The sequence below is a fragment of the Rhodohalobacter sp. 614A genome (assembly GCF_021462415.1).
Classification (GTDB): Bacteria; Bacteroidota; Rhodothermia; order Balneolales; family Balneolaceae; genus Rhodohalobacter.
In genome coordinates, this window is record NZ_JAKEDS010000002.1 from 1,158,138 (window position 1) to 1,181,382 (window position 23,245).

Below are 23,245 nucleotides of genomic sequence, written 5' to 3' on the forward strand. Positions count from 1 at the left end.
CCCCAAACACTTTCGGTAATCACAAACCGCTTTAACAAAACCAAAAACCATTTTTAAAAAAGATCAAAGATCTATCATGAACAACGATAAACACCAAGACACCAATCAAACCCGAATCTGGCAATCACCGGAAATAACAACGCTTCCTATCCGAAACACCGAACAACTTCAGCCACCGAACCAGGGACAGCAATCGTAATCATTCCAAAATGGAATCGGCTATAAAATCGGGAATAATACCTGAAGAATTGATTTTGCTCTCCACGTTTTGAGCACGCGTGTTTCCTGAAAGAACCAACAGAGTTTTCAATCCAAATTTATTGCCCCCAAGAATATCCGTATGTAACGTATCCCCTACCATCAGGATGTCTCCTTTTTCATAATGGCCGCTGTTATTGAGTTCGTCATATGCGTACATGAACATCTGCGAGTCGGGTTTTCCAAACCGGATAAATTTCTGATTGAGGACGGATTCCACAAGTCTTGAAATTCCTCCAATGGCTACAGCTACATCGTTGTTTGAAATAGGATAGTATTTGTCGGAATTGGCAACGATGATCGGTAAATTATTACGCCGCAGGAAATTGACGGTTTTATTGATATCTCTGTTCCAGTCAAATCCTTCATCGTCCAAAAAAACAAAGGCAGAAATATCCCGGCTGTTCTCAAGATCAATGTCGGCAACAGGTACGGCTTCTAATCCAAATTTCAGAATATAACTGGCCGAATTTTCCGTCCCCAGATAGGCAATTTTTCCGGTTCTGATTTTTAGCTCCAAAAATTGCCGGGCCAGCATTCCCGAGGTTACAATCTCCTCTTCTTTTAAACCTTTTAATCCAAGTTTTTCAAAGACTTCTACTTGCTGCTGCTGGCTTCGGGAAGCGTCGTTCGTAAGTACCCGCAAGGCAATTCCCTGGTCACGGATAAATTCTATCGATTCCTGCACCCCGGAAATGAGTCCCTGGTGGTTTTTGAGTACTCCATAGGAATCCAGGAATACGGCTTTAAAATTTTTAACGGTTGATTTAAATGAAACTTTATTAATCACTTTACTCTAAATATTTAATGCTTTCAATAACGGTTCAGGATCAAACCGTTGGTCGATGTTTGGGAGATGTTCGTTATAGACTTCCTGTTGCAGGCGGGTGGCAAAAATTTCGTGAAAAAAGTACCTCCCATATTTTACGACATAATTGAGAAGGAAGAAACGATAAGTCTCCTTTAAAAATCGAATTTCTACTTCTCTAAGTGGATAAACCTCATGATATGCCTGCAAAAACAGGACAAAGCGCTCTTCCATCAACCGGTCAATCTCGTAACTGAATACGGTCTTGTCTCCTACTTGTGAGACAACCCGGCTGAAAAAGTAAAAATCCATCATGCGAGAGCTCATTCGAAACCAGTCATAATCCCAACGGGAAAAAAGATCCAGCTGAGGGGTAACGGAAAAGTTGCCGATATTCCAGTCCACAAATACGGGTATGGTTGGAAGATTCTGGCCGCCAAGTTCATTCATATTCTCAAGGAACAGATGACATTGCTCCCTGATCAAATCAATATGCATGCGGTGCTCGTGCTGGCCGTCTTTCGTTTTTAAAATGGCAAGCAGATGATTGATATCCAGTTCCAGCGTTTTTGATGACGGCGGCAATGTATTTTTAATGCTATGGCACGCTTTGTGAAATTGGGCAAAAGACCGGGCAAGTTTCTGTATCTGGTTTTCAGTAAGCTTTTTGGGGAGCTTCTTTTTGATTTGAATCGGCCTGTAAAAAACTACCCATGCATCAATAAATTCACCTTTGTGCCGGTGGATAAAAAGTGAATTTCCTTTGATCAGAGATCTCGCCAGAACATTTTCGAACGGAGCCGGAAGATTGTTTGCCAGCGAATTGATAATGCTGTGATCTTCAACAAAGTGCTCAAATTTCCCGAAATAGGACAGCTTGGCAATAATTATGTTATCATCAGCAAATTTAATTCTATAAACATGATTGGTGGAAACTTTTGCACTGATGTCGATAATACTCGCAATTTCCTTGCTGTTGTCATAACTCTCGACGGCCTCCCTGACAATGGAGTTAAAATCTATTCGTAGCATAAAATGGGGTTAAATAATTTCAAAATATCGTTGCAGTTCCCAGTTGGTAACTTGTTTGGAATACTGATCCCACTCCCATTCACGGGTTTTTATAAAGTGGTCGGTAAACGCCTCGCCAAATAACTCTTTTGGCACATCTGATGATTTCATGGCATCTGTAGCTTCTTTGAGCGTTTTCGGTAACGCTTTGTTTCCACTCTGTGTATACTCATTTCCTTTTGTTGGAGAGATATCAAGGCTCAAATTATTTTTGATTCCATATAACCCGGATGCCAGGGCCGCTGCCATCGCCAGATACGGGTTGATATCTGCACCGGGCACACGTGTTTCCAACCGGGTGGATGTTTTGCCTGCCGGTATCGCCCGCAGGGCTGTCGTCCGGTTTTCAATTCCCCAGCTTACGGTAGTTGACGCCCAGGAGCCGGCAACAAATCGCTTATAGCTATTTACCGTTGGAGCATACATCGGAAGAATATGAGGCAAACAATAGAGCTGGCCGGCAATGTATTGTTCGAGAAGTTTGCTTAAATGAAGATCACCTGAAGCATCATAAAACAGATTCATTTCTCCGTTTTTATCCCACAGGCTTTGATGAATATGGCCACTGCAACCCGGCAGGTTGATATTCCACTTCGCCATAAAACTGGCAATAATATCATGACGGTAAGCAATCTCCTTCACTCCTGTTTTGAACAAAATACTTCTGTCAGCCGCTTCTAAAACATCCGTGTATTCAATAGCAGCTTCATAAACGCCATCCCCGGTTTCTGTGTGTAATCCTTCAAGGGGCACTTCAAAAGCACGAAGTTGATCAAAAAGGTCGTTGAAATACTCCGATTCAAGTGAGGACCTGAGAATCGAATACCCGAACATTCCGGGCGTGAGCGGTGTTGGGTTTTGATGATCTTTCTCTTTCAGACTCTGAGGGGTCTCGCGGAAATTGAACCACTCATATTCATTTGAAAATTTTGGCTGGAAACCAAGCTCCTTACACTTAGCAGAGATTCTTTTTAGAAGTGAGCGGGGACAAACTTCAGACAACTCTTCATCATTTTGAAAATCTCCAAGGAAAAAAGGAATGTTGTTATTCCAGGGAATTTTACGAAATGTAGACAGGTCAATCGTAGCCAAAGAATCAGGATAGCCGGTATGCCACCCGGTAACTTTTGAATTGTCGTAGACAGCATCGTTTGCATCCCAGCCGAACACAACATTACAGAACCCGATGTTATCGTCCAAAGATTTGATAAACTTATCCTTTGAAATCGATTTGCCTCTCAAAATCCCATCCATATCTGCTACAGCAAATTTTACCTGTTCGCTGTCGTGTTCTTTAACGGCTTTGATGATTTCTTCTCGGGTCATCGGTAAACGCAACCAATACTTTTTTAGATTATAGATTTATAAAATCGCAAGTAGCAGACTTACTTCAAAGAAGTATTTAACCGGATTTTTTGATAAGCATTTTCAGAATGTTCCTGAGCTATCCGGATCTTCATCCCTCAAAATAAATACATAAAAAAACCCCGCCTCTTTTGGGAAGCGGGGTTTAGGTATTTCAAAATTAACAGTGGATTAAAGCGCCGAATGAACGGTTTTGATAATTCGTGCACCCACTTTATACGGATCTGCGTTGGAAGCAGGTCGTCGATCTTCAAGTCGTCCTTTCCATCCGTTTTCAACAGTACCTACTGGAATTCGGATTGAAGCGCCACGGTCAGATACGCCATAGCTGAACATATCGATTGACTGCGTTTCATGTTTTCCAGTCAGACGTTGGTCGTTGTCAGCACCGTAAACTGCAATATGTTCCTGGATGTACTTGCCAAAAGCTTCGCACACTTTTGTCATCAATTCTTCGCCGCCTTCATCCCGCATAGCACCGTTAGAGAAGTTCGCATGCATACCAGAACCGTTCCAGTCAGTGTCGCCAAGTGGCTTCGGATGCCAGTCAACAGCAACGCCGTACTTACGGGCTGTTCTTTCAATCAGGTATCGGCCAATCCAGATCTCATCGCCTGCACGGGCGGCACCTTTTGCAAAAATTTGAAATTCCCACTGTCCGGCAGCAACTTCGCCATTCGTACCTTCAACATTCAAGCCGGCTTCGAGGCAAATGTCGAGGTGTTCATCAATGATCTCTCTACCGAATTCGGCTCTTGCGCCAACACCGCAGTAGTATGGTCCCTGTGGTGCAGGATATCCGCCTTCGGGAAATCCTAATGGCAGATTCGTTGCAGGATCCACCAGGAAATATTCTTGTTCGTACCCAAACCAGAAATCTTCATCTTCTTCGTCAATTGTTGCCCGGCCATTGGTTTCATGTGGAGTTCCGTCTGCATTCAGAACCTCAGTCATAATGAGGTAGCCATTTTTAACATCCGGATCCGGGAAAATTGCAACCGGCTTTAAAAGGCAGTCTGAAGAATTACCGGCAGCTTGTTCAGTAGAGCTACCATCGAAAGACCACATTGAAACATCTTCAAGTTTTCCGCTAAAATCATGTTCGATTTTTGTTTTACTTCTTAAAGATTGGGTTGGCTTGTAGCCATCAAGCCAAATATATTCAAGTTTGGAATACGCCATATGAGTTGAGTTATTTTATGATGGTTTACGAGTTAGAATTTGTTTGTACAGGCTTATTAAACTTTTAATATTTTTTTGATCATATGCTATGAGACAAATGCCTGTCTTAAATTCGAGATTAATAACAAATAGCTGGTAAGATATTCACTACATTTTTCATAATAAAGTTTTTTAGTCAAAAAAATATCAACAGTTAACTAAAGTTCAATAAACACTCATTAACTTAAATTTTTTAAAGTAAAAGCGCTTTCTTTTTTCTTTTAATAAAATACAAGCAAATAAATCATCTAATTACCGAAGTTTTTTAGGCAAGCCTATATTCAGTAATTTCATAGACATAAATTATCCACACGTTATAAACAGATTGGCTCATTGAAGAAATCAAAATTTATTATCTGGTTGCGCGCAGCCCGTCCCCAGACCCTCGCAGCATCCCTTGTACCTATTATGATCGGCGCATCTCTCGCATGGAATTATGATCAATTTCGTATCGATAGTACCGTTGTTGCCCTGATTTGCGCACTGCTTATTCAAATCGGAACCAACTTCGCAAATGACTATTACGATTTTGTGAAAGGCGCCGACACAGATGAACGTATCGGCTTTGAACGCGCCACCGCACTTGGGCTGGTTTCTCCAAAGGCGATGTTGACCGCAACCATTGTAACAATGGCTCTCGCCTTTATTATTGGCTTGTACCTGGTGTGGATTGGCGGCTGGATCATTCTGCTCATCGGCATTCTCTCTCTCCTCTTCGGAGTTCTGTATACGGGCGGCCCCTATCCACTTGGTTATAATGGTTTGGGTGATATTTTTGTCTTCATTTTCTTTGGCATTATTGCAGTTATGGGAACTTATTACGTGAATGCCCTGGAATGGAGTGAACAGTCATTGCTTGCTTCACTGCCTGTTGGCGCGCTTTGCGTAAACATTTTGGTTGTAAATAATTTGAGGGATATCCACCAGGACAAACTCTCCGGAAAAAAAACGCTTGGTGTTCTCTTTGGCGAAGATACTCTGAAGATAGAATATTTGGTTCTCCTCTTTATTGCCTACCTGGTTCCGATAATTTTTTATCATTTTTATGATTACAGTATCTGGATTATACTACCTTATCTGTCACTGCCACTTGGCTGGCAGCTCATCAAAAAAATCTGGTATCATGGGGATAAAAGAGAGCTGAATAAAACACTGGAACGAACGGCCCAATTTATGATCCTCTTTGGATTACTTTTTTCAATCGGAATTGTACTGTAAATATGCTTCAACTATTTGAATATGAACTCCCTTTTCGCTCTCCATTTAAAACCGGTTCTGCGACTTTTAAAACCAGAAAGGGAATTCTTATTCATTATGAAAAAAATGACGTTGATCTTGTAGCAGAAGCAGCTCCGCTCCCGGGATTTTCTGAAGAATCGTACGAGGATGTAAAACACGTTTTAGTCAATCAAAAAAAGTTTATTCAGGACTTTCTTGAAAGTGATCTTACACTTGATCATATCCGTGATTTGGCCGAAAATCCTGATTTAAAATACCCATCAATCCAGTTTCCTTTAAGTTATTTGTCCCTTTCCCTTTTGGCCGAAAAGAAGGGCAAAACGATCTATGATTTATTCAGAACCATTCCGGCGAATGCCATTCAGGTGAATGATGTAATTGGCTATTCCTCCATCGAAAAAATGGAAGAAAACCTTGAACAATCTGTTCTGAATGGTTTCAAGTGCATCAAAATCAAAGCCAAACATCCTGTTGATAAACTCGCTTCTCTCCTTTCACGGATTCAAAAAAAATATCCTTCTGTTCATTTTCGTCTCGATGCCAATCAATCCTGGCCGGTTTCATCTATCGAAAAGAATTGCGGACTGCTCCGGAATCTTCATATCGAATATATAGAGGAACCCACGCACGTGGAGGATCTTCAGAACCTGAAGCAGCTTCAAAAGAATTGTTCCGTCCCCCTAGCCCTGGATGAGTCTGTATCATCCATCAAAAACCTGAAATTTGTCTTAAAAAATCACCCTGAAATCTTTGTAATCATCAAACCCATGCTTTTGGGAAATATTTTAAAAATATATGAAACAATTTTAGAGTTTCGGGGTAGCTGTAAATATATAGTGTGTACAACAGCACTTGAATCCAGTATTGGTCGCTCTATGGTTGCAACCACAACTTCACTACTAGGTGATCAAAATCTGAGTCATGGTCTGAACACCGGACATCTTTTTGCCAATGATTTGCTGCCGGATCTTGAGATTAAAAACGGATCGCTGAAACATCATCAATATAAACACCGGACCAAATCCTTTAAAAGCATCAAAACCACGCATCTTAAAAAATTGGGATAGTCAGTATGAACAGGAGCAATTACAATGTTCCGCAATTTGAGTTACCTGCCGGCCGCCTAACATTTCTATCGACCGAGAATGAAAATTATACTTATCAAAATCTGTATGGGTTTTCTACCCAAATCCAGCATCAATTAAATGAGATAGATACCGGCGATTCCAAACCGATTTTAATCATTTCCGACAGCACACCAGAAACCGTTTTTCTGATGGCTGCCTGTTTCTTGTTGAAGATACCCATCCTTCCCCTTCACCCGGAAACCAGCAGCAATGAATTGGAAAAAATCCTGGAACAGATTCAGCCCGCAGCCATCTTTTCACAGAACTACGAGGTTGCCAATCACCTTTCAGACATTCCAAATCTGACCATAGAAAAGGAGATGCTTCAAGTAACGGAAGGCTCTGATACAACGCTTTTTTCTTTTGAGGAGCCCGAAGAGATTGCTGGGTATTTCCTTACATCCGGGGCAACGGGAACGGCTAAAATTGTTCCGGCAAAACGACGGCAAATCTTATTTGCGTCTTCTTCATCTGCTAAAAATTTCAAACCACACAACAATAAATACTGGCTGCTTTGTCTGCCGCTTAATCATGTGGGGGGAATTAATGTGATTTACAGATCGCTCCTTTATCATTCTGCAGTTTACCTGATGTCTACTTTTGATGTGCCGAAAATTCGTGAACTGTTGAATCATAAAGAGAATTTTGAGGTAGCCTCTATGGTACCCACGATGCTTGTCCAGTTGATGGAGGATTCCTTTTTCAGAGTCCATTTCAATTTCAAAGCAATTTTGCTTGGCGGCGGCCCCATTTCCATGGATTTGATCAACCAGTCACTCACACGGGGACTCCCGATTGTTTGCAGTTACGGAATGACGGAAACATGCGCACAGATTGCAGCTAACCCGATGCTTCAGCCGAGCGGAATGTATATTCCCAAGAAAAGCGTGGGAGCTATTTTTGAACCCAATGAAATTGAGATCCGGAATGACAACCAACAATCACTGCCCTACAATGAATCAGGCCACATCTGGCTAAAAGGCCCTCAAATCTTTGACGGTTATTTAGACGAATCGATCAACGAAGATTTTTTTGATGAGAAAGGCTGGTTTTATACCGGTGATTATGGACATATCAACCGGAAAGGACAATTGTTTATTGAGAACCGGCGCACGGACCTGATTATTACCGGCGGCGAAAATGTAAATCCTGTGGAAATTGAAGAGATCTTAAACTCTTTCAAAAGTATCAGAGAGTCTGCCGTTGTGGGAATTCCCGATAAAAAATGGGGACAAAAAGTAACGGCATTCCTGGTTCTCGAAAATGGAAATGGTGACCTGGATAAAAAGGAAATTGAGCAGGGTTTAAAAGAATCACTCCGGGGATTTAAAATCCCGAAAGAGTTCATCATTATTGATAAACTTCCAAAAACGGCCACTTATAAAATCAAGCGAACGAAATTAATCGAACTCTACAAAAGATCGCAGAATTAAGTGCCCTTTAGAAATTCATCGATGGGTTACTGTCTGTAATTTTCTTTGAGATCAACCAACGGTCGCGATCTTCAATCGGGCGTTCATTATTCAGCGAACTCTTTATTGTAATTGTACCGGTTCCGATATGCCAGGGGCGAAATTCCTGTAAACTTTCTAAAGACTTCCCGAAAAGCTTTTGCATCCGAATACCCCACATCGTACATCACTTCATTAATGGTTTTACGGCTGGTTTCAAAAGCTTTCTTGGCGGCTTCTATTTTTACCCGTTGCGAATATTCAAAGGGTGTATTCCCGGTCGCTTTGATGAACCTTCTGTCGAAAGTTCGCCGGCTGACTGCAAATTTCGATGATAATTCTTCGACCGCTATGATTTCGTCTGATTTGTTTTCGATCACTTCCTGGGCTTCCATAATCATTTCGTCCCCGTGTGTCTTCTGCGGAGTAAAAATGCTGAAAGAAGACTGGCTGTTTCGGTCGATTTCGATCTGGAAGATCTTGGCGCAATAAATAGCCGTTTGCCGCCCGTAATATTTTTCCACGAGATAAATAATCAGGTTCAGAAATGAATAGGCCCCGCCGTTTGTATAAATGCCCTGTTCATCTGTAATCAGCTTCTCTTCCTGAAGATTCACTTCCGGGAACATACTTCTGAATTTTCCGGCCGCCGACCAATGAGTAGAGCAGCTCTTTCCATTCAGGATGCCTGAGGAAGCCAGCAAAAATGCACCGGTACAAATGCTTGCCACTTCCGCTCCTTCTTTATACTGCTTTTCCACCCAGTCAATGATTTTTTCGTTGCCACCCACTGCTTTTTCAAAACTGCGAACAAGCGACGGGATAATGATGAGGTCCGTTTTTTTGATGGTTGAGAGATCCGTTTGAGGCTTTACGGTAAACAACCCATCGTACACCTGGGCTTGTTGTGAAATGCCCGCCAGCTCAATACTGAAAAGTTTTTTCTTGCCGGATTTTTCGCGGTGTGCATTGGCCCGTACAAAAATCTCATACGATCCTACGATACTGGCAATGGTACTCAGGTTGCTTTGTCCGTCGGGGACGATGATGGTAAGACGTTTCATTTTTTCCGGTAGTATAGAATATTTTCATTGTCCAAATCAACCCGTCATAAAGTCTATTTCACACCCTTTCAAAATGCTTTTCGGTCAGTATTATTGTCATGCAGAGTGACAACCACACAACATTGAAACGCGCAAATAATGAAAACGAACGCACCAGATTTCACCGCTTCTTTTACAGTAAAAAAGTCTCCTTCAGAAGTATTCCGGGCCATCATGAATGTTCGCGCCTGGTGGTCGGAAGAAATTGACGGTCCGACAGATAAACTGAATAAACCGTTTTTCTATCACTATAAAGATGTTCATCTGTGCAAATTGGAACTCATTGAGAAGATTCCAGATCAAAAGGTGGTGTACCATGTGCTGGAGAACGAGTTTAGTTTCACGAAAGACAAAACCGAGTGGGTGGATACAAAACTAATCTTTGAGATTTCTACAGAGGCTGAGCAGACACATGTGCAATTTACACATCAGGGGTTGGTTCCCGAATATGAATGTTACCAGGTATGCCGCGACGGCTGGACGAATTTCATTCAGACCAGTTTGTACAACCTGATAACCAAAGGAGCAGGACAGCCCAATCCCAAAGAAGGCGGCTTCAATAAGCAACTGGTTGAGAAGTGGAAGCTGAAATCAAACTAAAAAGTGAAAGCGCGATGCGGCCCGTTTAGGCGGGTTGAAAATCAACCATCCATCATAACTTTAACATGAAAACTATGCCGATGACTAAAGACATTTTACTCCAATTGTTAGAACAAAGCCGTATGGATTGTTTTAGAGTCTTAAAAGACATCCATGCAGAAAATGCATCCTTTCGTTTAACGGAACAAACGGCTTCCGCCGGATTTATTTACCGCCATATTGGTGAAACGACGAATGTGATCGGCCAGTTTTTTGGCTACGAAACAGACGTGGAAGGCACAACGATTGGACAAACAGACACCGGAAAACCCTATGATCCTGACACAAGCCGCAAACTTTTTGAGCAAGGGTATGCCACTTTGAAAATGTTAGTGAACGAAACATCCGACCAGGCCTGGCTGGAAGAAATAGACACGCCTTGGTTTGGCACACTCTCCCGAATTCAACTTTTTTCAATCACCCTTTTCCACAATTCGCATCACTGCGGGCAGATTGCCTCGGCCATTTTGAAAGGAAAGAAATTTTGATTGCAACCCTGAAACAACCCGAATCCATTCAAACCAAACAATGATGGACACATCAGATTTTAAACATACGTTGATAACCGACCGGTCTCCCCAGGAAGTGTTCCAAGCTATTCTAAACGTTCGCAAATGGTGGACGGGCTATTATGGCGAAAAGTTTTCCGGCGATACAAAAAACCTGAATGATGAATTTACCTTTCATGCCGCGGATGGCGTTCATTACAGCAGGCAAAAACTGGTGGAAGTCATCCCCGGCAAAAAAATCGTTTGGCTGATTACAGACAGTACGCTGAGCTTTGTTGAAAAAACAGACGAATGGATCGGCACAACAGTAATTTTCGACATTTCAACAACGGGAAACAAAACCAGGCTTGTTTTCACACACCAGGGTTTGACGCCCCAAACAGAATGTTACAATTCCTGCGCTCCGTCGTGGACCCGGTATTTGGAAAACAAGTTACTTCCCTTGATTAATGAGCGCAGCCATTCGACAGGTTCATAATCACAACTTTTGGCGGGAGCAGGGTTCTCTGCCAAACCCGCTTGCATGACCCAGCCATTTCCAAAACAATGATTGTATTTGAGGCAGCGGATGATCGTTGGCTGATCATGGATTGGATACTCATCCCACACTTCCCTCCACGATTTCAATCTCCTCCTCACTCAATCCATACAACTCATACACCAGCCGGTCTATTTCCGCTTCCAGTTTGCCGGTGTCGGCTTCGGGGTTTTGTTTTTTGGTGATGAGGATTTCGTCCACGAGTGTGGTAAGTTTTTCTGATTTTTTTGGAACTGGAAAATCTTTTAAAAACACATAACTGGGCTCATAATAATCCCCTCTTAGTTTGGGGAGAATTAAGTCGTACAAAAAATAAACAAGAGTACTGTTCATGTAACCCAAAAGAAATTTATCATCTAAACTGATGATAAAGCACTTTTGGTTTGTATACTTGTTTTCATCGTCATAGGTATATTCTGGCTGCTTACATATATTTGGATAAATAATCTTTGGCTTCTCAAACTCTTCATAATAATCGACTGCATCCTGAATTTCATACCATTTATAACTTCCCGGTTTTCTTCCTGGCCATTCGCTGCCTGGAATATCCTTGGGGCGGGGTTTCAGCTGTTCTTTAAATCCTTCTAAATATTTTTTAACGGCCGGGTACTTATCAATTTCAATTCCTCGTCTTGTAAAAATCAGATAGTTTTCGGGCTCGGGGACCTGATATCGTTTAATATCCCGCCCTGCCAAAAAGGGTTTTATCAATTCCGCACTGGATGCATCTTCAGCGATCAACCGGTCTTTCGTTTCCTCGTCAATCACAAAAGCTTTATTCAATCCGGTTTTAATGCCATAAAATATTTTCCCTTCTACATATTCACCCAATGGAGTTCCTGCCTCTTTGAGTTTTTCAAGCAATCGTTGAGTTTCTATCGGCACCAACGACCAGCCTTCTTCACTCAATTTGGTTGCATCTACTTCAAAGCCATTTTCCTCTTCCAGAACCTCAAAATTTTCTACAGGCAAACTTTCCACTTCAAATGCTTTGAACACCGTTGGATGGTCGGTTTTCCTGATTTCCAGCAAACAGGGATAGGTTGTGGCTTCTTCAAAAACGGGCAGGTCTCCAAAATCGGTGATGGCCGTAATTTGTCTTTGCTGCATCCACGTTCTCAACGGTTTGCCGTAATTCGCCCGCATCCATTTATTCGCCACGATATAATGGAAGTAGCCGTTTTCCCGAAGTAATTTCACGCCCTGTTCTATGAAATAAGCATACAAATCCGCAGTTCCGGCATATACATCAAAATGGGTTTTTAAAAAGGGTTTTAAATCGCCCAACGCTTCCTGCCGCACATACGGCGGATTCCCAATCACCACATCAAACCCAACAAATGTACCGTCTTTATCCAGCACTTCCGGGAATTCGAAACGCCATTCAAAGGCTTCGCGGTAAAAAGCCCCGGCTTCTTCCCCGGCTTTTTCTTCTTCCAGTCTGGCTACTTTTTTCTGCTGTTTTTTGAGTTCTTTTTTGGTGGCTTTTCCTTCTCCGAACAGGTCTTCGTTCTGCATCAACTCCAGCTTTCCGCGGGCGTTACTCAGCTTTTTGTTGATGGGTTTATTGTTGAGCAGGCTTTCGCTGTATTCGGCTTTAATGTCGTCAATGAGTTTTTCCAGGCGCTGTTTCTCATTGCGGACACGCGTTTCGCGGTAGCTGCGCACAGCCTGTTTGTAATCTTCCAGCGAGTGCTCGCTTTTCTTGAAGATGGAACTGAGATCTTCATCCAGCCCAAACCGGCTCACCAGCGAATTCCCCGGTTTTATGTTGATATCAATATTGGGAAGGACTTCCAGTTCGGAGTATTCACCCTCACCCAGTCCACCCTCTCTCCCGCCAGCGGGCGAGGGGAGATCTTTTTCATTCGTTTTTGAATGTGTATTAATCTCTTTACCCGTTCTTTCTCCCTGAGGGTGAGGGTCAAAATGAGGGCCCGGGCGATAATACGCATGTTTCAGCAGTTCAATCCACAACCGCAGCCGGCAGATTTTCACTGAATTGGGATTGATATCCACCCCAAACAAACAGTTTTCGATCAGGAATTTCTTTTCGTGGAAGAGCGCCATTTGTACACGCTGGCGGTCACTTCCCGCCGGTTTACGGGTTACCTTCCCGTCTTTCCATTCGTGCTTCAGCTTGTACTCAAACAGTTCACCTTCGTGCTCAATAGCCAGTTCATCGTTTTCCACCTCAATATCCAGGTATGGAATGCGCTTGCCTTCCGGGTCGCACAAAATCTTCAACTCCGACTTGATCGCAATCAGCTCATTCAGGCAGGAAACCAGAAAATGTCCCGATCCCACGGCCGGGTCACAAATGGTGATGGAATTAATGATGTCATTGGCTTGCCGGATGGAAATGTCTCGTCCGATGCGGTTGGAGATGTCGGTGAGGGTGAGTTTGTCGCCCTCACCCAATTCACCCTCTCCCCGCCCTTCGGGCACCCCGCTCCCACTGGGAGAGGGAAGTTTTTGAGAATGTGTTTTATCAGAAACATATGACTGAATCGTTTCCAGAACGTTTACAGTATTATTTTGAACCTCCTCATTTTTAAATCTTACGATTTGAAGGTTCATTTCCTTTAAAATTTTCTCCCGCTCCTGATCGGATATCTGCTGTTTTTCTTCATTATGATATCTGCCATCCAGTTCTATGGCAAGTTTTGCCTCATGGCAATAAAAATCGATAACAAAACCCTCTTTGATCGGATGCTGCCGTCTGAATTTTAGCCCCATCTGTTTATTCCGCAACAATTGCCAAAGCATCTCCTCAGCCGGCGTCTGGTTTTTGCGAAGGTATCTCGCATTTTCCAGCAGCGACTCAGGAAGCTTTGCTCTCGGCGTTTCAGAAGACATCCCGCGCTCGAAATCACTCCCTTTTCCCTCGGGGAGAGGGGTTGGGGAGAGGGCCTCTGCAAACTTATCAATCACCGCTTTCCGCAAGGTTTCCCGCGCCATATACTCGGTGATAAACCCGGGTGTAAAAAACGAACCGTCTTTGTAACCGTTGATCTTCTCAAAAATAAGTCCAAGCACCGAAGCGTTGATCAGCGTTTTGTCTTCAGTTTGAATGCCGCCCGAACTTTCCGCGCTGAAATTATAGGCATCGAGAAACCGAAGGAGATAATCGAGGGTATTTAATGGGCCTTCGGGAGGGCGGGTTGCCTTCTTCAATATACTTTGAGAATAAAGCCCGAGAGACGCTTTGTCATTCAGCCCGGAAATCTGGATAGTGGTTTTTTCGAGTTTTGTGGAATCAAACAGCGAGGAATTCAAATATGGAATATGCCCAAACTGTTCTTGCACAGATCGCGGCCTTTCCTCATTACGAAGAGCAAGAACCCTGAAGAAAAGTTTATTTAGCTCATCATACTCATCAATGGTATTAAAACTGAGAAACTTAAATTTGTCATCATCATTATGGTAGGAAAGCAGCTGGGCTTCCATAAGTTTTAAAAAGAGAATACGGTTCATCCATGTAATCACCAGCTCAAGCGCCACACCAAAAAGCTGATCATTTTCATCTCCGCCATACTGAGTCCGGGCATCCCGAACCTCATTCATGTGCTGGTCATACCGTAAAATTTCGATAGTATTTTCTATCAGCGACCCGCTTTCTCTTTCATTTTCCGGCAGTCTTTGAATGAGCCGGCTCCCCTTCTCTTTTACTTCCTGCAGGCCAAGGATATGCAGAAATTCATTATAAAATCGTTTATCGAGCGAGTTGCTGTCATTGGCAAACGGTTTCTTCACCAAATGCTCCGGAGAAAAAAGCTTGTAGAGCGGAATCAGTTTTTTATCATCATCTTCCGAGGCCGGAGCTGCCAGTTTTGCTTTGTAATCCTTCAGGTTCAGATAAATTCCATTCAGGTTGGCATCAGAAGCCGCAATAAATTCCCTGAATTTGCCGTACAAAAAATCGGTATTGGAAGAGACTTTCTGGTCATTTTTCCAGTTTCGAAAGGTTTTAATCAGTGACTTTTTGGAGTAAAAATTCCGTTCGATCTCCTGGGCATCAAAGAAAAAGAACTCCGTATAATTGGTGATGACAACTTGTTTGATGTCTTCATTGCCACCCTCCCGTTCCTCAAAATAATAGAGAAGTGCTTCGTGAAGAGCTTTGGCGTTGCCATTCTCTTGGGTGATCATCTCACGGGTATTTCCCGGTTTTTTCGCTTCAATGAGCACTTCCAGGATAGAGGATTTTGTTTTCCCGGAATAAATCCCCAGATCCACCCGATTGCTGGTGTTTACCAACCGTTCTTCTTTATTGTAAAAACTGTTTTGCAGAAAATCCCGGAGGTACCCTTTCAGGTGTTCTTCGCTCTCTCCTTCGGCATGACTCAAACTTTTTAGGTACGCGGTCGCCTCTTCTTTAAAATGATCCAGGTCTGCCCGTTTAATAGTGACCTTTAAATATGCCTTATTGATCCCCTGCCGAACAGTTGTTGTATGTAGATTCATTCTTACATTCTTTAATTCACATGGATTATAGGAAAAGAGGATGTGATATTAAAGAAGGAGTTTACCCGCCATTTTTACGTTGATATTCGCGGGAAGAAAAACCGTTCCGGATCAGTGATAAGTTACCTTTTTCAGCCATTCATCTCCCTTGGAGCATCCTTGTATTATCCTTGGTACACCTTTGGTGAAACCCAATGCTAAGCCAGTCCAGTTGGCAGCCAGTAGAAACCGGGAATCAAACGAATATAAAGAGGAGTCTTTCCCGGCATGTGAGCCCTGTTCATACATTTTTGAAAGGCCCGTTTTTCACACCAAAAAGGCGACCGAATTGCAAAGCTACTCTCCCTTGTCGAAAAAAATTAGAATCAATTAATTAAATAATTTAAATATTAGATCGCATTTCGTACATTTATGTCTTCTATCCATACATGGGGACTCATAACAAGTAACGAAGTATATAAGATGTTGCACAGGTGTGTGTTAGCTTACCGTGTCAGCCGCCTTATTCTTCCTCTTTGATTTACTCATTATTGTAGTGCGTCCGTTGCTCGTGGAAAGATCTATTAGTACCAGGCATTAAATCATTACACGTGCAATTGAAGAGCGCAGACGGCTAAAATATGCAGACGACATTCCATTTTATATCCGGATTGCCACGATCGGGATCTACCCTTTTGTCCGGTATTTTGCAGCAAAACCCGGATTTCCACGCCGGCATGACGAGCCCCGTTGCCACGCTTATTCACGGTGTTTTAGAACAAATGGGAGCCGGTTCAGAATTTTACTCTCATTTTAATGAAGAAAAACGGCGGCGGATTTTTAAGGCCATCATCGATGCCTATTACGAAGATGTTTCCAGGCCCGTTATTTTTGATACCAACCGCATCTGGACGGCCAGGCTTCATCAGCTCACAGAAATTTATGATGATTTTAAAGTGATCTGCTTAGTCCGCAATCCCGCATGGATTATGGACAGTTTTGAAAAAGTATACCGCAAAAATCCGTTTGATTACAGCAAGATGTTTACGGCTGCAAACCGGGCTACCATCTACTCCCGGTGCGAAAGCCTGATGAGCGGCGTGACGGGACTGGCCATGACGGCCCTCAAAGAGGCTTTTTACGGTGAATACTCTGAGCAACTGCTGCTGGTGGAGTATGATCTGCTTGCACAGCATCCCGAAAATACCATGAAGCTGATCTACCGTTTTCTGGGCCGGGATTATTACGATCACGATTTTGACAATGTAGAGTACTCCCATGATGAATTTGATCAAAGCCTGGGCGTGAAAGGCCTGCACACTGTTCAGCGAAAAGTAGAATTTAAACCGCGGCGAACTATCCTTCCGCCCGACCTTTTCCAGAAATACAGCGACCTGGCATTCTGGCGGGATACGTCCGGTTCCGCGGCAAGTGTCATCGCTCCCAAAAGCAATAACAGTCTTCAACCAAATCACACTACATGATACGACGAGATACCATCAAAAAAGCCGGAACAACCTTCGCACAGCTGGCACTGTCGATGACGGCACTTTCCGGCGGGGCTCATTCCTATTACCGAATACAGCGGGGATCGTACACTCCGGGCAAAGAGATCGTGGCTCAGCTTAATGCCAAACCTTTGTCGGCCACAGCCATTAAAAACAGCGACTGGCTGAAAAATCGTACGCAGGAAATTGCCACGCATACCGGCAGTCTTGAGATTCAAAAAGCTCAGCAAACCCGCGAGCTGATTATTGTGGACCGAGCTGTTCAGGATACGGATGTGATTTTCAAACAGTCCCGCCCCGGCGTGGATATCGTGGAAGTGCCGGCCGGTTCCGACGGAATGGTAGAGCTGATGAAGATCCTCTCTAATTACAGCAATCTGGATGCCGTTCATATTGTATCTCATGCGGAAGCCGGTGCCATTTATATTGGCGGGCAGCGCATTGACCGAAGCGAACTGGAAGAAGACATGGCGGGTTTTGCGGCGATTAATCACGCCATCCGTGAAGGCGGCGACCTGCTTCTGTACGGCTGCGACCTGGCACAGGATACGGCCGGCGAGGAGTTCCTCGAAATTATCAGGAACAATACCCATGCGGATGTGGCTGCTTCATCCGACCTGACCGGAAATGCCGAATTTGGCGGCAACTGGGACCTGGAAATTCAAAAAGGTGACATTGAGGCCAAACCACTGGCTGAATCTATTGCCATGAACGATTTTACCGGAACCTTACAGTTCAGCGGAACCCTGGCCCTTGGAGGCATATCCCCCGGTTATGCCAATATCAAAAGTTATACGATCCCCACAACCAGCTATGTATTTACAGTGGCTTCCGGGGATGACGGATCCAAAGACTTATATAATTATAATTCCGGTTATGTGTATATCTCCACCGGCGACTCCCAACAGACATATAGCACTTTCTATTTTGGCGGGAATGAAACCTTTGATCTGAGCTCTATTTATGTGTACCAGGGATTTGGAGCACCCTCAAAAACCATCACCATTGAATCCGACAAAGGGGGCCTTCAGAACTCGTCTTCAACGGTAGCGGCTTCCAGCGGAACAACGATCAATGTGAGTGGGTCCCAGTGGGAGGATATCACAAAAGTTACCATCCGCTATAGCGACAATACTATTATGCACTGGGTAAAAATCGATAATATCGCTATCACAAATTTGCAGGCTTCGAATAACGGCCCAACCGATATCTCATTAAGTTCATCGAGTATCAACCAAAGTTTTACAGGAGCAGGAGCGGTAGTCGGCAGCCTTTCTACAACAGATGCCGATGGAAGCGATACTCATACCTACTCATTAGTATCGAACGGGGCATCGGACTCGGGCACGTGCAGTACCGGAGGAGATGCCGACAACGCCAGCTTCCAGGTCGATAATGTCAATGATGATTTTGAAACGGCAGGCAGCCTTGCAGCCGGTACGTATAATGTGTGTATTGAAACCGACGATGGTACAAGCTCTTACCAGGAATCATTCGGAATTACGGTAAACGATAACGTACCCCCGTCATACCAAAATTCAACTCCGTCGTTATCGGGTACCACCGGAACTCAAACCACTCTTACCGTTCAGCTCGATGAAATCGGTGTTGCTTACTATGTGGTATTGGCAAACGGAGCCACCGCACCTTTCGCTGTTCATATACGAAACGGAACAGATCGGTATGGCAGTCCGGCACCATTCAGCGGGAATTTTAACATTACATCCGCCAGCCAGGATTTTACGGAAGATATAACAGGCCTGAACCCGGGTACTTCCTATGATGTGTGGATAATGAGTGAGGATCTGATTCCCAACCTTGGCAGTACTGTAAAACTCGATCTTACAACCTCAACTACGATTGCAAGTTTAACCACCACACCCGAAGCTGATGTCACAGCCACCAGTGCCACATTGGGCGGGCAAGTGACGGACGAGGGCGGGATTTCGGTAACCGAAAGCGGCATTGTATGGGGAACGGCTACAGAGCCGGACGTGGATAATGACAATGTGGTCCCCATGAGTTCGGGAACCAGCACTTTCAGTGAGTCCGTAGATTTGCTTCCCTTCGGAACCACGATTTATTATCGCGCCTACGCCACCAACAGTGAAGGCACGGGCTATGGTGATGAAGAATCCTTTACTACCGGCGGTACTGTAAATGTAAACCTGACCGGCACCGAAGGCTGGCGATTATTGTCCATCCCCGATGATGTGGCCTTGAATACATTCTTAGATCCCATCTGGACCCAAGGCGTTACAGATGGCGGAGATACCGATTTCGGTACGCCCAACGTCTATACCTGGAGTACCGACACTCTTGGCAATGACTCTGCCGACTGGGTACCGGTCACCGACCTGACTAATACTACACCGCCCGCCGGCCACGGATTCCTGGTACAGGTGTATGCCGATGATGATTACAACAACGGTACCTCTAACGAGTTTCCTCAAACCCTCAGTGTGACCGGCACCGAATATGCCTCCGGTATCTCTCCAACCATGAACTCCAATGCCAACGGATGGACGGTTCTGGGCAATCCCTTTGCTTCTCCCATTGATTTTGATGATCTGTCGAAAGCCAATTTATCGTCCACGGCATATGTATGGGATCCCAATAGTGATGTCGGCGATGGCGGCCAGGCCGGGCAATCTTCCGGCAGTTGGAAAACATGGAATGGCACCTCGGGAGATCTGACAGACGGACGCATTGCTCCGTTCCAGGGCTTTATGGTGGAGAATACCTCGGCCGGGTCATCGGTTAGTTTTACCCAGTCTGATAAGGTGTCCACCGCTACCACCCTTTTGGGAAAACAGGACGAACAACCTTCTCCGTTTGTTCGATTAGAACTGCAAGGCAACGGCATGAAAAACTCTGCCTGGCTGGAATTTGCCTCTGAAGGCTCGACAGACAAAACCGACGGCGACGCCTGGGAACTGACCCCGCTCTCAGAAAACTACGCAATGCTGGCCACAAAAAAAGACAATGGCTCGCTGGTTGACATCGGCCGCTACCCGCAGGACGGAGAACTGAACATTTCGCTGATGACTGAGGCGACCCAGCCCGGCTCGTATGCCATTACCGTTACCGATATCGAAGCACCCGGCCAGACGCTGTACCTGAATGATATTCAAACCGGCGAAAGCATTCCCCTGAAAACAGGGACCCGGTATGAATTCCTCATCATACAAGCCGCCAAGGCTCCGGCCGATCCGTTTGCCCTACTACAAACCGGACTTCAAAAGCAAACAAGCGGGGAGCACCGGTTTGTGATCAGCTCCTCTGCGTTGGAGAACCCAGGCACCGAAACACCCCGGCAATTCACCCTGGAGCAAAACTACCCGAACCCGTTCAACCCGGTTACAGTGATCAATTATCAATTACCCGTAAACAGTGAGGTACGCTTGGAAATCTTTGACATGGCCGGGCGGCAGATCACCACCCTGGTGAATACCCGGCAGACCGCAGGTACTTACTCGGTTAACTTCGATGGATCAAATCTTTCCAGCGGGGTGTACATGTACCGGCTGGAAGCCTCAGGCATCTCACTCACTAAAAAACTAACTCTCATCAAATAACCCATTTTTTTAACAAATAACATTCACTCTACAGCCACTGTATGACTATTTCAATCGAGACTGGAATATAAACTGATTGACCCGGCATACGGCTAAAATACCATCCCTATGAAAACATTTGGTTTATATTCCCTGTTTCTCTCTTTTTTTATTCTCTTCTTTTTGTCTCTGACGATTCAGGAAGCAATCGCTCAATGTACAGAAGGAAATACAAATACCGGATCAACACAAACAGCTACAGGTATGGGCGGTCAGAGCTTTGTAGCCTGTGAGTCGGGTATACTTCAAAATGTACAGATAATCATTGGAGGGGGTGGCACTCCTGATCAACAGGTGGATGTAACTATCTACGAGGGAGATGGAACATCGGGAACCGTTTTAGGGACCGTTACCGGTGCGACCGTTTCTCAGTCTTCTACCCTGAGTGACTTTCAAATCATTGATCTTTCAGGTGAAAATATCTCTCTAACGGGAGGAAATACGTATACGTTTGAAACATCCTCCTTATCCAACATTCTATACCAACCAACAGGAAGTTATGAAGACGGACAAATGTATTTTAATGGTGGGGTACAATCTACATTGGATTTAGTTTTCCAGGTAAATATTGGTGCATCTGCATCTTCCGATGTGTTCTGGAACGATGATTTTGAAGACCCCACGAGCCCTTCAAGTGGACTACGTACCCCCTCTAACAATGGAGGCACAACTTCAGCTTATTTTAAGCGAACCGATGGTTCAGATATCGATTTAACTACCATTTCAGATGGTCCTTATTTAAATAAGGAAGGTACTTATTTTTGGGCAGGAGAAGATCATGATGGTCCATTCGGTAACCCCGAGCAATCCATTGTATGGTCAGGGATTGATATTTCAGGAAAAAGTAATATTTCGTTTAAGGGCTTGTTTGCAGCAAACAGTGAAAGTGCCGGTTGGGAAAATAATAACTTAGATATAGACCCGAATTTTACTCACGCCGATTATATCATTATTGAATACAGTATTGATGAAGGAACCTACCAGGAGTTACTTTCTTTTTATGGAAATAACGAAATTGATAAACAACTGGCACTGGATACCGATGGAGATAAAATTGGTGATGGCGCTATCCTTACTAAAACATTTTCGGAATTTTCAGCAGAAATAAATGAAACGGGTTCCACCGTACAAATTCGTCTAAGGGCTTTTTCAAACAATTCGGCTGTTGAAGAATGGGCCATTGATAATTTTCAATTAGAAACAGCAGGTGTTGCAATAGCCACCCCCACGGTAACCACCACTGTTGAATCGGGCGTGGGAACCACCAGTGCCACATTGGGAGGCGAAGTAACCGCCGATGGCGGGGCAACGGTTACCGAAAGCGGGATTGTATGGGGAACGGCCAGTTCCCCCGATATTAACAGTGGCTATAAAGTCGCCATGGACGCCGGTGTCAGTTCTTTCAGCGAGTCCGTGGACCTGCTTCCCTTCGGAACCACAATTTATTTTCGCGCCTATGCCACCAACAGCGAAGGCACCGCCTACGGAAGCGAAGAATCCTTTTCCACCAGTGATGCGGTCAGTGTAAACCTGACGGGCACCGAAGGCTGGCGGCTGCTGTCCATTCCGGCGGCGGTAAATCTAAGTACGGTTCTGGATCCCATCTGGACCCAGGGAGCCACAGCCGGGGCCGATACCGATTTTGGCACCCCTAACGTCTACGCATGGGATCTGAGCTCCCCGGATGAGGATGTGAATGACTGGAATTCGGTAACGGATTTGAATACCACCCTCACTGCGGGAATTGGACTGCTGGTCTATGTCTACGCCGATGACAATTACGACAACAGTGCGGATCCGTTTCCCAAAACACTGTCTTTGAGCGGGACTGAGCACGCCTCAGGAACCTCCCCTTCGCTCAACTCTACCGCCAATGGATGGACCCTGCTGGGCAACCCGTTTGCCTCACCTATTGACTTCGGGCAGCTTACAAAAAACAATCTTCTTTCTACAATCTATGTCTGGAATCCCAATGACGATACCGGAGACCAAGCCAACCAGGATTCCGGAAGCTGGGAAACCTGGAACGGCAGCTCAGGAGACCTGACCGGCGGACGCATTGCCCCGTTCCAGGGCTTCTTTGTAGAGAATGCATCCAGTGGCTCTATAGTCAACTTTACCCAGTTCAGCAAAACAAGCACAGCAACGAGCTTCCTGGGCAAAGAAACCCAAACTCCCTTTGTACGTTTAGAGCTGCAAGGCAACGGCATGAAAAACGCCGCCTGGCTGGAGTTTGCCTCTGAAGGCTCAACAGACAAAACCGACGGCGACGCCTGGGAGCTGACCCCATTGTCCTCCCACTATGCCCTGCTGGCTACCCAAAAAGAAGATGGAAGCCTGCTGGA

At 44.6% G+C, this 23,245-nt stretch carries 15 protein-coding genes and 1 pseudogene; 10 read left to right on the forward strand and 6 right to left on the reverse strand.

Features of this window, described 5'->3' with window-relative positions:
- The first annotated feature begins 76 nt into the window (after positions 1-76).
- Entirely contained in the window at positions 77-199 is a 123-nt protein-coding gene (locus L0B18_RS19770; protein WP_255695645.1) for a hypothetical protein, read from the forward strand.
- On the opposite strand, the gene L0B18_RS13665 is transcribed toward L0B18_RS19770, so the two are convergent.
- The 4 genes from L0B18_RS13665 to L0B18_RS13680 form a co-directional block, all read right to left on the reverse strand.
- Complete coding sequence (locus L0B18_RS13665; RefSeq protein ID WP_234572347.1) at positions 200-1,048, reverse strand: HAD-IIA family hydrolase; 849 nt, start codon at positions 1,046-1,048, stop codon at positions 200-202.
- Between the two features lie 6 nt (positions 1,049-1,054).
- Positions 1,055-2,098 (reverse strand): hypothetical protein, encoded by a 1,044-nt coding sequence (locus L0B18_RS13670; RefSeq protein WP_234572348.1) that lies wholly within the window; start codon positions 2,096-2,098, stop codon positions 1,055-1,057.
- A gap of 9 nt (positions 2,099-2,107) precedes the next feature.
- Positions 2,108-3,463, reverse strand: coding sequence for a glutamine synthetase family protein (locus L0B18_RS13675; protein ID WP_234572349.1), 1,356 nt, complete (start codon positions 3,461-3,463; stop codon positions 2,108-2,110).
- A 210-nt stretch (positions 3,464-3,673) separates the two neighbouring features.
- A complete protein-coding gene (locus L0B18_RS13680) occupies positions 3,674-4,684 on the reverse strand; it encodes a glutamine synthetase beta-grasp domain-containing protein (protein ID WP_234572350.1) in 1,011 nt (336 codons plus the stop codon).
- 372 nt (positions 4,685-5,056) lie between these two features.
- Here L0B18_RS13680 and L0B18_RS13685 point away from each other — a divergent pair, with 372 nt between their 5' ends.
- From L0B18_RS13685 to menE, 3 genes are read left to right on the forward strand one after another with little or no spacing between them, the layout of a single operon-like run.
- The gene (locus L0B18_RS13685) at positions 5,057-5,941 is read left to right on the forward strand and encodes a 1,4-dihydroxy-2-naphthoate polyprenyltransferase (RefSeq protein ID WP_234572351.1); all 885 of its coding nucleotides are present in this window, start codon (positions 5,057-5,059) and stop codon (positions 5,939-5,941) included.
- A gap of 2 nt (positions 5,942-5,943) precedes the next feature.
- Entirely contained in the window at positions 5,944-7,029 is a 1,086-nt protein-coding gene (locus L0B18_RS13690; RefSeq protein WP_234572352.1) for an enolase C-terminal domain-like protein, read from the forward strand.
- Positions 7,030-7,034: 5 nt separating this feature from the next.
- Positions 7,035-8,522, forward strand: coding sequence for an o-succinylbenzoate--CoA ligase (gene menE, locus L0B18_RS13695; RefSeq protein WP_234572353.1), 1,488 nt, complete (start codon positions 7,035-7,037; stop codon positions 8,520-8,522).
- A gap of 86 nt (positions 8,523-8,608) precedes the next feature.
- On the opposite strand, the gene L0B18_RS13700 is transcribed toward menE, so the two are convergent.
- Positions 8,609-9,604 carry a GlxA family transcriptional regulator gene (locus L0B18_RS13700; RefSeq protein WP_234572354.1) on the reverse strand — a complete coding sequence of 332 codons (996 nt, stop codon included), beginning with the start codon at positions 9,602-9,604 and terminating at the stop codon, positions 8,609-8,611.
- A gap of 138 nt (positions 9,605-9,742) precedes the next feature.
- On the opposite strand from L0B18_RS13700, the gene L0B18_RS13705 reads away from it, so the two are divergent.
- The 3 genes from L0B18_RS13705 (at position 9,743) to L0B18_RS13715 (ending at position 11,269) form a co-directional block, all read left to right on the forward strand.
- On the forward strand, positions 9,743-10,243 hold the full coding sequence (locus L0B18_RS13705) for an SRPBCC family protein (RefSeq protein WP_234572355.1): 501 nt from the start codon (positions 9,743-9,745) through the stop codon (positions 10,241-10,243).
- Between the two features lie 80 nt (positions 10,244-10,323).
- Positions 10,324-10,770 (forward strand): DinB family protein, encoded by a 447-nt coding sequence (locus L0B18_RS13710; RefSeq protein WP_255695646.1) that lies wholly within the window; start codon positions 10,324-10,326, stop codon positions 10,768-10,770.
- Positions 10,771-10,810: 40 nt separating this feature from the next.
- Positions 10,811-11,269: an SRPBCC family protein gene (locus tag L0B18_RS13715; protein ID WP_234572357.1), complete on the forward strand. Its 459-nt coding sequence runs from the start codon at positions 10,811-10,813 to the stop codon at positions 11,267-11,269.
- Between the two features lie 120 nt (positions 11,270-11,389).
- Here the strand turns inward: L0B18_RS13715 and L0B18_RS13720 are convergent, their stop codons facing one another.
- Entirely contained in the window at positions 11,390-15,796 is a 4,407-nt protein-coding gene (locus L0B18_RS13720; RefSeq protein WP_234572358.1) for a type IIG restriction enzyme/methyltransferase, read from the reverse strand.
- 620 nt (positions 15,797-16,416) lie between these two features.
- On the opposite strand from L0B18_RS13720, the gene L0B18_RS13725 reads away from it, so the two are divergent.
- The 3 genes and pseudogenes from L0B18_RS13725 to L0B18_RS13735 all read left to right on the forward strand — a co-directional run.
- On the forward strand, positions 16,417-17,259 hold the full coding sequence (locus L0B18_RS13725; RefSeq protein ID WP_234572359.1) for a sulfotransferase family protein: 843 nt from the start codon (positions 16,417-16,419) through the stop codon (positions 17,257-17,259).
- Positions 17,256-20,861 (forward strand): DUF4347 domain-containing protein, encoded by a 3,606-nt coding sequence (locus tag L0B18_RS13730; RefSeq protein ID WP_234572360.1) that lies wholly within the window; start codon positions 17,256-17,258, stop codon positions 20,859-20,861. The genes L0B18_RS13725 and L0B18_RS13730 overlap by 4 nt, the downstream gene beginning before the upstream one ends.
- 108 nt (positions 20,862-20,969) lie before the next feature.
- A pseudogene (locus tag L0B18_RS13735) lies at positions 20,970-23,245 on the forward strand (hypothetical protein); the annotation flags it as partial.

Bases quoted from the DNA above. Each gene is read 5' to 3' on its own strand.
- L0B18_RS13710 (WP_255695646.1), top strand. From the start codon at position 10,324: ATGACTAAAGACATTTTACTCCAATTGTTAGAACAAAGCCGTATGGAT.
- L0B18_RS13715 (WP_234572357.1), top strand. From the start codon at position 10,811: ATGATGGACACATCAGATTTTAAACATACGTTGATAACCGACCGGTCT.
- L0B18_RS13670 (WP_234572348.1), bottom strand. From the start codon at position 2,098: ATGCTACGAATAGATTTTAACTCCATTGTCAGGGAGGCCGTCGAGAGT.
- L0B18_RS13675 (WP_234572349.1), bottom strand. From the start codon at position 3,463: ATGACCCGAGAAGAAATCATCAAAGCCGTTAAAGAACACGACAGCGAA.
- L0B18_RS13700 (WP_234572354.1), bottom strand. From the start codon at position 9,604: ATGAAACGTCTTACCATCATCGTCCCCGACGGACAAAGCAACCTGAGT.
- L0B18_RS13730 (WP_234572360.1), top strand. From the start codon at position 17,256: ATGATACGACGAGATACCATCAAAAAAGCCGGAACAACCTTCGCACAG.
- L0B18_RS13720 (WP_234572358.1), bottom strand. From the start codon at position 15,796: ATGAATCTACATACAACAACTGTTCGGCAGGGGATCAATAAGGCATAT.
- menE (WP_234572353.1), top strand. From the start codon at position 7,035: ATGAACAGGAGCAATTACAATGTTCCGCAATTTGAGTTACCTGCCGGC.
- L0B18_RS19770 (WP_255695645.1), top strand. From the start codon at position 77: ATGAACAACGATAAACACCAAGACACCAATCAAACCCGAATCTGGCAA.
- L0B18_RS13680 (WP_234572350.1), bottom strand. From the start codon at position 4,684: ATGGCGTATTCCAAACTTGAATATATTTGGCTTGATGGCTACAAGCCA.
- L0B18_RS13725 (WP_234572359.1), top strand. From the start codon at position 16,417: ATGCAGACGACATTCCATTTTATATCCGGATTGCCACGATCGGGATCT.
- L0B18_RS13690 (WP_234572352.1), top strand. From the start codon at position 5,944: ATGCTTCAACTATTTGAATATGAACTCCCTTTTCGCTCTCCATTTAAA.
- L0B18_RS13705 (WP_234572355.1), top strand. From the start codon at position 9,743: ATGAAAACGAACGCACCAGATTTCACCGCTTCTTTTACAGTAAAAAAG.